This is a genomic window from Prevotella fusca JCM 17724, assembly GCF_001262015.1.
Taxonomy (GTDB): Bacteria; Bacteroidota; Bacteroidia; order Bacteroidales; family Bacteroidaceae; genus Prevotella; species Prevotella fusca.
In genome coordinates this window covers 600018-611981 of sequence record NZ_CP012074.1, presented here as the reverse complement: position 1 = coordinate 611981, position 11964 = coordinate 600018, and the positions used below count along the sequence as shown (strand labels likewise).

Genomic DNA, 11964 nt, shown 5'->3' with positions numbered 1-11964 from the left:
AGTGGTGTTGAGTGCAAAACACCTTACAATATATTGTCGGAATGTAAGTAACTTGTTGTTAGAAAAGAGTTGTACTACCGAAAGCAAACAAGACTTTTTTGATTAGTTGACCTACTTTTCTAAAGACAACACAAAGCTATCTGTTTAAAAGAGATTCCACATTAGAACACAAATTGCTTAAGTTTTATCGGACAGCTACCAACTTTATAATTATAGAATACAGAGGAATACATTATTTAGTCCGTCTTCATAAACAACAAAGCCAGACTGCAACCCAGTCTGGCTTTGTATTATCCTTTTATTCACAAAGGAGAAATACTACTTAAAACGTTCACTTCCTAACCTTCCATTGGAATGTACTACATGGCAGTCCCGCTTCATTCACAAGATTGGCACGTGTGAAGGGTTGCCAGCCATAACGGACATAGAGAGGACGTGTAACAGAGGAAGACCTGACAAGGAGTGTGTTTGACGATGTTATCTGTGCCTCAGCAGGAAAGTAGATACCATCAGCACCTGCTACTTCAAAGCCAACAAGACGGCTGCCATTGGCAGACAGCGATTGAGCATGGGTGAACTGAAGTTCAAGACCATTGTCCTTCACCGACACCGAATGACAGACAGGTCCCTCAGACTCAATCTTGTAATCATAACTATGATGCAATGCCTGCAAACCAAGCCGCTCACCAACAGGCTTCTTGTTCGTATAATGTACGTCCAGGGAGTCACCTACATCCGTTGTCACAGCCATCCATGTATTACGCAGTGTTGATGCCATACGACGTTGAGAGTCACGGAAACGTGGCCATGACGGACGATTCAAACTTGAAAGCTGTACGAAATAGAACGGCAGTTCCGGATTGTGGAAGAACCTGCGCCAGCTCTTCTGCAACATGGGGAATAACCGTTCATGTAATTCCATATTGTGCGCATTGGATTCACCTTGATACCATACAACGCCTTTGACATCATAACCCTTCAAAGGAAGCATACCTGCCTCAAACATATAAGCTGGTGCATAGGGATGACGCTGCAGCGGATTTTTGCTCACACTGACATTCTGCAACGCCCTCTCTCGTGCCCATTTCATACCGAAATCACCATGATACCAGTCGCGGAGGATAGCAGGCATACGCTGTTCTAACGTCCTACGGTCAATCCACGACTCCGTAGTCGTTCCGCCAACAGCATTACAAATGATGCCCACAGGTACCTGCAGACTGTCAGCCAACTTCTTACCAAAGTGATAAGCAACGGCTGAGAAGCCGCTCAATGACTCACGGGAGCAGTTGCGCCATGGTCCGACACGAAGGTACTGATGACGATTTACTGAGTCACAGGCTGCAGCCGACCATGCAACGGCATTTGTTGGATAGATGGCAGACATATTAAACAGATGCAGGCGAGTCTGTCTGTCAGCTTCGTCCAAGTCCTGTTTTCTGCTCTGTACAGCGTTCACAGGCAATTCCATATTCGATTGTCCCGAACAAAGCCACACCTCACCAACATATATATCCTTAATTGTAAGTTTCTCTTTCTTCGTACTTATCACTGCATGATAAGGTCCACCTGCCTTTTCTGCCGGGAAAGAAACTCTCCACTTCCCTGCCCCATCAGCTATGGCTGAGAGTGTACGACCGTTGAAATTCACCCTGACAGTCTCACCTGTATTTGCTTTGCCTCGGAAGATAACAGGCTTGCTGCGCTGAACAACCATGCCATCCGTATAAAGTGGAGAAAGAGCAAGACCACCATAGTTGCCGGTCAAGGCTCCATACACAGTCTCGGCGATAATCTTTGCGCCCTCAGCATTCGGATGAATTGCATCAGCAAGAAGGTCAGGACGACTGTACAAAGGCGTATTCAAATCAATCAATGGAAGCCGTGCCGCCTTAGCTACCTGACGTATATGCTTCTGAATCTGCTCATGCCAGTCACGTGTACCACTCTCAAAACGAGGATGACGGTCAAAAATAGGCGTCATAAGGCATATCCAAATCTTTGCCTTAGGATTTGCCTGCCGGAAGCTGTCAATCAAACTGATATAATCTGTATTGAACTCCTCACTGTGTTCTGGCCAGTTACGTGGGTCAGTATCATTGAGTCCGAGATGAATAACAACAAGGTCTGCCTTGAAATCCAACGCCTCCTTATACTCTTTCTGATTCACATAAGGGCGATGTCCACGACAAAGCAAAGTAGTACCGGAGTGTCCGAAATTTCTCACCTCATACCCTTCTCCTAACATCTGTTGTAACTGTGACGGGTAGCAATACTTCTCCCTGTCAGTAATTGTCATGCCCCATGTCACACTGTTTCCCACACATGCCACCTTGATTCTGCCGCCAGCAACAACTGTAAGCACCATCAAAAGTAGTCCAAACAAGACGATTGTTCTTTTCTTCATATTCATTAATAATATAGTAACTGAAGATATAGCTTTTTAATTGAAAGGTAATTCACTCATAAGAGCTATGCAAAGGTAATTATATTCTGCGAATAACAGAAATTCTATTGGAAAGTATTAAAATTGGTTCCAAAAACACATATCGAACAATTCCTTTCATGATGTGTTCGTACACATTATCATGAAGTGCAAAAAAATAAACAAAAAGTTTGCATGGTAAAGGAAAATGACATATCTTTGTAACTGTTATCCTGAAAACAATCTTTTACCTTTAAAGGCTAATACCTATTGAATTAAGAGCGATCACCTGCGAAGGTCATCGCTTTTTTATTTAACATACACTCTTTAGTTCCTCCTATCATAAAAAAACACAGCACAATCACAGTAATACAGGGAAAGATTATGGAATCAAAAATGAACATGTTTTTTAAAAACAAATCCCTTACGTGTAAAACTATTAATGCCTGTTTACATCCCAATCAAGCCTTAATTGCGGTTCAATTAGTTCTTAGTTACAGCCTAATTATGGTTCTTCCGTTAAATGCGTGGACACTTTTCGTATGGCTTTAACGGATGAACCGAAGTTATTTATTAAATAAAAACATAGCCAAGACGGTCTTGGCTACCTACTTTATTATCATCCTCCGATGCAGAAAACCTTTTCATGTCAATACTTTGAAAAGACAGACGACAGATTGAAAAATCATGACATAATTCCGGGTAAAATACCTACGGATAAAGGCAAAAATACGTGTAAAAAGCAAGTTTGCAACCAACAGTAAATCAGTTGGTTATAAAGTAGCGCAAGAAAAGGTGCTTAATTGGACTTCAAAAGGGCGTCAGTTAGACCTCAAAAGGGCATCTATTGCAAGCCAATTGGGCGTCTTTTAGAAGCCAAAAGACCATGTATTGGTTTTGAACTGTATGAAAATAGTTTACAAACATTGGTTGATATGGGAATAAGTTGTTTGTAGAAGACGGGAAGACTGACAAACTATAAAACATAACGAAAGCCTGTGCTTTCCGCCCGAAATAATAGCGTAAGTTTGTCCGTTACGTTATTATGTGCTATCTTTGCAAAGTAATGATAAAAAGAAGATAATACAGGCAAAATGACCGACTCAAAGATAATCAACGACCCGGTTTTCGGGTTTATCAAGATGCCACGTGGATTGTTACTTGACATTGTGCGCCACCCGCTCATGCAACGACTGACACGCATCAAACAGTTAGGACTGACACAGGAGGTTTATCCGGGCGCACAACACACCCGCTTCCAACACTCGTTAGGCACATTCCATCTCATGAGCGAGGCACTTGTATCGCTGCAACAAAAAGGAGTTTTTGTCTTTGACAGTGAGGCAGAGGCTGTGCAGGCAGCCATACTCATGCACGACATCGGGCACGGTCCGTTCTCTCATGTACTGGAGAATACGCTCATCAGCGGTATTACACACGAAGAAATATCGCTGTTGATGATGGACCGTATCAACCAGGAGATGCACGGTGCGCTGAACCTTGCCATCAGCATCTTCAAGAATGAATATCCCAAGTCTTTCCTCCATCAACTGATTTCCAGCCAGCTTGACATGGACAGGCTTGACTATTTGCGCCGTGACAGTTTCTTCACAGGTGTGACTGAGGGGAACATCGGTTCGGCACGTATCATCAAGATGCTCAACGTGGTGGACGACACGCTGGTCGTAGAATCGAATGGCATCTATTCTATAGAGAATTATCTCACTTCCCGACGTTTGATGTATTGGCAGGTTTACCTGCACAAGACCACTGTGGGCTGTGAGAACATTCTTATCAATACCCTGCGCCGTGCCAAGCAACTGGCAAAACAAGGCGTTGAGCTTTTCGCTTCTCCTGCTCTCCGCTACTTCCTGTATGAGGACATAACAGCCCGTTCGTTCCAGTCACACTCCGAAGCACTGGATAACTATATTGCGCTGGACGACAACGATATATGGAGTGCCTTGAAGGTGTGGCAGCATCATGAGGACAGGATCCTCGCTCTCTTATCGTCAAATATTATCAACAGAAAACTCTTCAAAGTAGAAGTAAGAGAAGAGGAACCTACAGCTGAGGAAATCACACTGCTCAAGGAACAGATATCCGACCGACACAAGGTGGATATTGCCGACTGCGATTACCTCATGGGAGTCAACCGTGTACAGAAAGACATGTATAATCCTTTCGACGACCACATCAGCATCCTCTACAAAGACGGAACATTGAAAGACATAACCGAAGCCTCAGAGATTCTGAACATTGAACTGCTCTCTAAAAAAATATGCAAATATTACCTCTGTTATCAACGTTTCTAATAAAAATTCCCTATCTTTGCACAACTAATAATCAACAAAAGGCTATATAAATGGAATTCTCTGCGAAACAAATCTCGCAATTCATACAAGGTCGTGTTGAAGGTGATGAGAACGTTACCATTAACACTTTCGCCAAAATCGAAGAAGGTAAGAAAGGAGCTATCTCCTTCCTTGCAAACCCAAAATATACACATTATCTATACGAAACCGAATCTTCAATCGTCCTTGTAGATGAGGACATCCAGCTGGAAAAGGATGCGAAGCCTACCCTTATCCGCGTCAAGAATGCAAGAGACTGCGTGGCAAAGCTGCTGCAGCTCTATGAAAGCATGAAGCCGAAAAGACAGGGTATTGACTCACTTGCATTCGTATCATCCAAAGCTACAATCGGCAAGGATGTCTATATCGGTGCATTTGCATATATCGGTGACGGAGTTACATTGGGTGACGGCTGCCAGGTCTATCCCCATGCAACAATCATGGACGGCGCACAGTTGGGAACCAACTGTATCGTCTACCCTAATGCCAGCATCTATCATGGCTGCAGGATTGGCAATAATGTCATCCTTCATTCGGGCTGTGTTGTCGGTGCTGACGGCTTCGGCTTTGCACCAAACCCAGAGACTAACAGCTATGACAAGATACCACAGATTGGCATCGTTACCATTGAGGACAACGTAGAAATTGGTGCCAACACCTGCATTGACCGTTCAACAATGGGCAGCACATACCTTCGTAAGGGTGTGAAACTCGACAACCTCGTACAGATTGCGCATAACAACGACATCGGCGAGAACACTGTCATGTCAGCACAGGTGGGCATTGCCGGCTCAACCAAGGTGGGACAGTGGTGCATGTTCGGCGGCCAGGTCGGTATTGCCGGACATATAACCATCGGTGACAAGGTATTCCTCGGCGCACAGTCAGGTGTGCCTGGCAGTCTGAAGAGCAACCAGCAGCTCATCGGTACTCCACCGATGGAACAGCGGCCTTACTTCAAGTCACAGGCTATTTTCCAGCGTCTGCCCGAGATGTACAAGCAGTTGAACGCATTGCAGAAAGAAATTGAAGAATTGAAAAAGAACAAATAACATACATGGAGACAGTTAAGCAGAAAACACTGAAGGGGAGCTTTTCTCTTTTCGGAAAGGGACTTCACACAGGATTGAGCCTTACCGTAACTTTCAATCCCGCCCCAGAAAATACTGGCTATAAGATTCAACGAATTGACCTTGACGGTCAGCCCATCATCGATGCCGTTGCTGAGAATGTTGTTGACACACAGCGTGGAACAGTTCTGGCAAAAGGTGATGCCCGTGTCAGCACGGTTGAACACGGCATGTCAGCCCTCTATGCTATGGGAATTGACAACTGTCTTATCCAGATTAATGGTCCGGAGTTTCCTATTCTCGATGGTTCTGCAACTATGTACGTTGACAAAATCAACGAAGTCGGTATTGTTGACCAGAATGCACCAAAGGACTACTATATCATTCGTAAGAAAATTGAAATCAAGGATGATAACGGTTCTGTCATCACGATTCTTCCTGACGAGCAGTTTTCTATTACTGCCATGTGCAATTTCAACTCCAAGTTCATCAGCAGTCAGTTTGCAACATTGGACGACATTGACACTTATGCAACAGAGATTGCACCTGCCCGTACATTCGTCTTTGTACGTGATATTATGCCATTGCTGCAAGCTAACCTCATCAAGGGTGGTGACCTGGATAACGCTATTGTTATTTATGAACAGCAGGTTTCACAGGAGAAACTCGACCAATTGGCTGACCTTCTGAAGGTTTCCCGCATGGATGCCAACAATATTGGCTATATCCAGCACAAGCCTTTGCAATGGGATAACGAGTGTACACGTCATAAGTTGCTTGACATCATCGGTGATATGGCACTGATTGGAAAGCCTATCAAGGGACGTATCATTGCAACCCGTCCCGGTCATACAGTCAACAACAAGTTTGCCCGCCTTATGCGTAAGGAAATCCGAAAGCATGAGGTGCAGGCACCTATATATGACCCGAATGATGAACCATTGATGGACAACATCCGCATTCGTGAACTTCTACCACACCGTTATCCAATGCAGTTGGTGGATAAGGTCATCGCAATGGGTTCGACAAGCATCATTGGCATCAAGAATGTAACCAGCAACGAACCTTTCTTTCAGGGGCATTTCCCACAAGAGCCTGTCATGCCAGGTGTATTACAGGTAGAGGCTATGGCACAGTGCGGCGGTCTTCTGGTGCTCTCACAGGTGGAAGAACCTGAGCGTTGGTCAACCTATTTCTTGAGGATTGATGATGTAAAGTTCCGCCAGAAAGTAGTACCTGGTGACACCCTCATGTTCCGCGTCGAACTTCTTGGTCCTGTCCGCCATGGCATCAGTTCGATGAAGGGTTATATGTTCGTCGGCGACCATGTCGTTGCCGAGGCTACATTTACCGCCCAGATTGTAAAGAACAAATAAACATAACACAAGACTATCATGAACCAGATAAGCCCATTGGCCTTTGTTCATCCAGAGGCAAAACTTGGTGACAACAATATTATTGGTCCGTTCTGTTATATCGACAAGAACACGGTTATCGGCGATAACAATGTATTCCAGAATAGTGTAACCATCAACGTTGGTGCACGATTGGGCAATAACAACGAGATATTCCCAGGTGCCAGTATTTCAACAAAACCTCAGGATTTGAAGTTCAGAGGCGAAGAGACGCTGTGCGAAATCGGTGACAACAACTCTATCCGTGAGAATGTTACCATCTCACGTGGTACTGCTTCAAAAGGAACAACAAAGGTTGGGAGCAACAATCTGCTGATGGAATGTGTGCATATAGCACACGACTGCGTCATAGGTTCAGGTGACATCATTGGTAATTCGACGAAGTTTGCTGGGGAAGTTACAGTTGATGATAATGCCATCATCTCTGCCAATATCCTCTGTCATCAGTTCTGTCATATCGGAGGTTATGTCATGATACAGGGTGGAAGCCGCTTCTCTATGGATATTCCGCCGTATATTATAGTAGGTAAGGAACCTGCACGTTACATGGGTATCAATCTTATTGGTCTCCGTCGTCGTGGCTTCTCCAACGAACTGATTGAGCTTATCCACAACGCTTACCGCATCCTTTATGGAACTGGCACTCGTGCTGAGAACATTGAGAAAATCAAGAACGAATTACAGGTTACGCCGGAAATCCAGTACATCATTGACTTTGTTGAGACTTCAGAGCGTGGTATTATAAAGTAAAAAAACACCCATCCCTCCCCCTAAAGAGATGGGGAATTACTTGATGAAAAGTGAATAAAGTAATGCCTTTCGTTGCTTATTACTGTCTTTCTTCACTTATTCCACCTACCGCTGCTTATCACATCTATAATTACCTGTCATCCTTTTAACAGCTCCTACCAATTCTTTCTTCGGCAAATAACATCCCTTAGGTTACAATCTATTGGTTCAAGGAGCTTAAAAAGGTTTTTTATCATTCCACATCAGCTTGCAAGACAAAACTTTAATTGTCATCACTGGTCCAACAGGAGTTGGCAAAACAGAGGCTACTCTCCATATCGCCGAACACTTTGGTGTGCCTGTCATCAATGCTGACTCCCGTCAGATTTTCTCAGAGATTCCCATAGGGACGGCTGCACCGACCGCAGAGCAGCAGCAACGTGTGCAACACTATTTCGTTGGCAGCCACCATTTGGAAGATTACTATTCAGCAAGTCTGTATGAACAGGATGTGCTGAAGATTATTAATGCCCAGCACTCCCCTATCGCATTACTGTCTGGTGGTTCAATGATGTACATTGATGCTGTGTGCAAAGGCATTGACGACATACCGACCATCCTGCCCGAGATACGGGAAAAAATGATGCAACGGTTGGAAACAGAAGGGCTGGAAGAGATGTGCAAGCTGTTACGAAAACTTGACCCAGAGCACTGGGAAACAGTTGACAGGAACAATCAACGACGTGTTATCCATGCGCTTGAGATTTGTATACAGACAGGAAAAACATACACTTCTTTCCGTTCAAATACCGTAAAGAAACGCCCGTTCAACATCATCAAGATAGGATTGAACCGTGACCGGGAAGAATTATACAGCCGAATCAACCAGCGTGTCCTACAGATGATAGACCAAGGAATGATAGAGGAAGCACTACACGTCTACCCAAAACGTGAGTTGAACTCTCTCAACACTGTAGGATATAAGGAACTTTTTGAGTACCTTGACGGACTTACCACACTCGACAAAGCTATATTCAAGATACAGAGTAACACACGGCGATACGCCCGGAAACAGCTCACATGGTACAAAAAAGATGTAGCTTTCCGATGGTTCAGCCCCGACAACGTTGAAGAAATCTTAAATTATATCCATACAACATTATCGAATACAAGTAAATAAGTACCTTTGTATAAAGGTAGTATGCCTTCTTATAAAGATTGTTTAGAGCAAATTCTAACAAGGAGAATTATCAACACGAAGATTGTCAATCAATGGTAAAGAAATTCTTTAAGTTTATTAGGAGTATCATCCGTGGGATTATTCATTTCTTCCCCTGGTATGCTAATCTCTATAAAGGTCGTGCCTGGTACACAAAAGTAGCAGTGGGAATTGTGTCTTTCTTTGTCGCCATCTTCCTATATTTGGGTATGGTCGACATCAATTTCCTCTGGTTGTTTGGTAAATCGCCAGGCTTTATTGAAATCAAGACTCCACCAACTTACGCTGCATCAGAAATCTATAGTGCTGATTCCGTGCTTATCGGTAGATTCTATAAAGAGAACCGTACACCTGTAAAATACGAAGAGGTAGATTCTGCTTTTTGGAATGCACTTATCAGCACAGAGGATGAACGATTTTACAGCCACCATGGAATTGATTTCATGGGCATAGGTGGTGCAATCAAGGATGCTGTGACCCGTGGTGGCGGACGTGGAGCTTCAACCATCACACAGCAGTTGGCAAAGAATATGTTTCGTGTCCGCACGCAGTATTCCTCTGGTCTTTTAGGACACGTTCCAGGCTTGCGCATGCTCATTATGAAGAGCAAGGAATGGATTATTGCTGTAAAGTTAGAACTCATCTATTCCAAAAAAGAGATTCTGACGATGTATGCCAACACCGTTGATTTTGGCAACAACTCTTTTGGAGTGAAGACAGCTGCCAAGACTTATTTCAACACCAACCCTTCAAAGCTGACTGTTGACCAGGCTGCAACATTGGTAGGTATGCTGAAAGCAACGACCTATTACAACCCAATTCTGCATCCAAAGAATTCTATCCGACGCCGTAACACCGTGTTATACAACATGGTTACGCACAACGTACTGCCCCGCAACGAATACACGGCATACTCTCAGCTTCCGTTGAAACTGGATGTACACGTTGAGGAAAACTATGACGGGCAGGCACAATATTTCCGTGAGTACATCTCCGATTACTTCAAGGAATGGATGAAGGAAAATGGCTACGACCTCTATAGCAGCGGTCTGAAGATTTACACTACCATTGACACCCGTATGCAGAAGTATGCCGAACAGGCTGCAACCAAGCAGATGGAAAAGGTACAGCGTTCGTTCGACAACCACTGGCGTGGTCAACAGCCTTGGCGTGATGCAAAAGGTAATGAGATTCCCGGCTTCATTGAGAGTATAGCCGAGCGACAGCCTTTCTATAAGAAACTACTGCAGAAGTTTCCTAACCAGCCCGACAGCGTTCTGTACTATATCAACAAACCACACAAGGTAAAGCTCTTTGACTATCAGAAAGGACAGATAGAAAAAGAGATGTCATCAATGGATTCTATCCGATACATGGTGAAGTTCATGCACTGTGCAATGGTTGCGATGGAGCCGCAGACCGGTGCTGTACGTGCTTGGGTGGGCGACATCGACTTTAAGACATGGAAGTATGACAAGGTTGTAGCACAGCGTCAGCCAGGTTCAACATTCAAGCTCTTTGTTTATTCAGAGGCTTTCAACCAGGGACTTACTCCATGTGACAAACGCCGTGACGAGTATATAAGCATGCAGGTTCCCGACAAGAAGACGGGACAGATGAAGACATGGACACCACACAATGCCAATGGCAGGTTCTCCAATGACTCTATCACGTTGAAGAGTGCATTTGCTCGTAGTATCAACTCCGTTGCAGTCCGCTTAGGACAGGAGATGGGTATAAAGAATATTATCCGTACAGCACAGGACATGGGTATCAAGAGTCCAATGGATGAAGAACCTTCCTTGGCACTCGGCTCCAGCGATGTTAACCTCCTGGAGATGGTAAATGCCTACAGTACAGTTGCAAATGACGGTGAATACCATGTGCCAGTTGTTGTAACACATATCTTGGACAAGGATGGAAACGAAGTGTACATTGCACCAAAAGACCACGAGAAAGCATTACCTTACAAGACTGCTTTCCTCATGCAGGAGATGCTGAAAGCCGGTGTGAATGAAGCCGGCGGCACAAGTCAGGCACTGCGCCAATACACCCTCAGCGACACTGACTGGGGTGGCAAGACGGGAACAAGTAACAACCACTCTGACGCATGGTTCATGGCTGTCAGTCCCAACCTCGTTGTAGGCGCATGGGTGGGCGGTGAATACCGCTCCATCCACTTCCGCACAGGTGCTTTAGGTCAAGGCTCAAAGACAGCATTGCCTATCTGTGGAAACTTTATCTATAGTCTGATGCGCGACAAGGCTTTCCAGAAGTATCATGCCAAATGGCAGTTGGATCCAGACGAAGATATAGACCCGTCAATGTATGGTTGCCAGCCTACGGTGACTCGTCGTCAAGTGCCAGATTCACTGCAAGGTCTTTCAACAGGACACGGACTTCACCAGGATGATGAGGAAGAACCTGTGGAAGGAAATGAAGGAGGGAATGAGGGCGGCTTCATGTTAGAGCCAATGCCGCAACCTGCACCAGAACGACAGGGCAACAACTCCGGTAACGAATCACAGCAGATCATAAAGAAGGCAAAGAGACCACGTACTGAAGACATGGAGATTTAAAGTAAAGATTCAAAGTAATTGAAAGATTACCAACCGCTGGCAATACAATGACCAGACGTTGGTAATCCAATTACCAGACAATGAGAACAAGCGAGAAAGCTACTGTCGAAAAACAAATTGACTACAGGCTCCAAGCTAAGTTTTAAGCATGACACTTTTTCCGTAAGTATACT

Annotated in this window: 7 protein-coding genes; 6 read left to right on the top strand and 1 reads right to left on the bottom strand. The window is 44.6% G+C overall.

Annotated features, from left to right (window positions below; genetic code table 11):
* Positions 1-331: 331 nt before the first annotated feature.
* Positions 332-2413 carry a GDSL-type esterase/lipase family protein gene (locus tag ADJ77_RS02425; RefSeq protein WP_025078767.1) on the bottom strand — a complete coding sequence of 694 codons (2082 nt, stop codon included), beginning with the start codon at positions 2411-2413 and terminating at the stop codon, positions 332-334.
* Positions 2414-3519: 1106 nt separating this feature from the next.
* Here ADJ77_RS02425 and ADJ77_RS02420 point away from each other — a divergent pair.
* The 6 genes from ADJ77_RS02420 (at position 3520) to ADJ77_RS02395 (ending at position 11791) form a co-directional block, all read left to right on the top strand.
* On the top strand, positions 3520-4740 hold the full coding sequence (locus ADJ77_RS02420) for an HD domain-containing protein (protein WP_025078768.1): 1221 nt from the start codon (positions 3520-3522) through the stop codon (positions 4738-4740).
* Between the two features lie 50 nt (positions 4741-4790).
* Positions 4791-5831 (top strand): UDP-3-O-(3-hydroxymyristoyl)glucosamine N-acyltransferase, encoded by a 1041-nt coding sequence (lpxD, locus tag ADJ77_RS02415; RefSeq protein ID WP_025078769.1) that lies wholly within the window; start codon positions 4791-4793, stop codon positions 5829-5831.
* A gap of 5 nt (positions 5832-5836) precedes the next feature.
* Positions 5837-7225 (top strand): bifunctional UDP-3-O-[3-hydroxymyristoyl] N-acetylglucosamine deacetylase/3-hydroxyacyl-ACP dehydratase, encoded by a 1389-nt coding sequence (locus tag ADJ77_RS02410; RefSeq protein WP_050695988.1) that lies wholly within the window; start codon positions 5837-5839, stop codon positions 7223-7225.
* 18 nt (positions 7226-7243) lie between these two features.
* On the top strand, positions 7244-8014 hold the full coding sequence (gene lpxA / locus ADJ77_RS02405) for an acyl-ACP--UDP-N-acetylglucosamine O-acyltransferase (protein WP_025078770.1): 771 nt from the start codon (positions 7244-7246) through the stop codon (positions 8012-8014).
* 247 nt (positions 8015-8261) lie between these two features.
* The gene (miaA, locus tag ADJ77_RS02400) at positions 8262-9173 is read left to right on the top strand and encodes a tRNA (adenosine(37)-N6)-dimethylallyltransferase MiaA (protein ID WP_050695987.1); all 912 of its coding nucleotides are present in this window, start codon (positions 8262-8264) and stop codon (positions 9171-9173) included.
* A gap of 92 nt (positions 9174-9265) precedes the next feature.
* Complete coding sequence (locus ADJ77_RS02395) at positions 9266-11791, top strand: transglycosylase domain-containing protein (protein WP_025078771.1); 2526 nt, start codon at positions 9266-9268, stop codon at positions 11789-11791.
* The last annotated feature ends 173 nt before the right edge of the window (positions 11792-11964 follow it).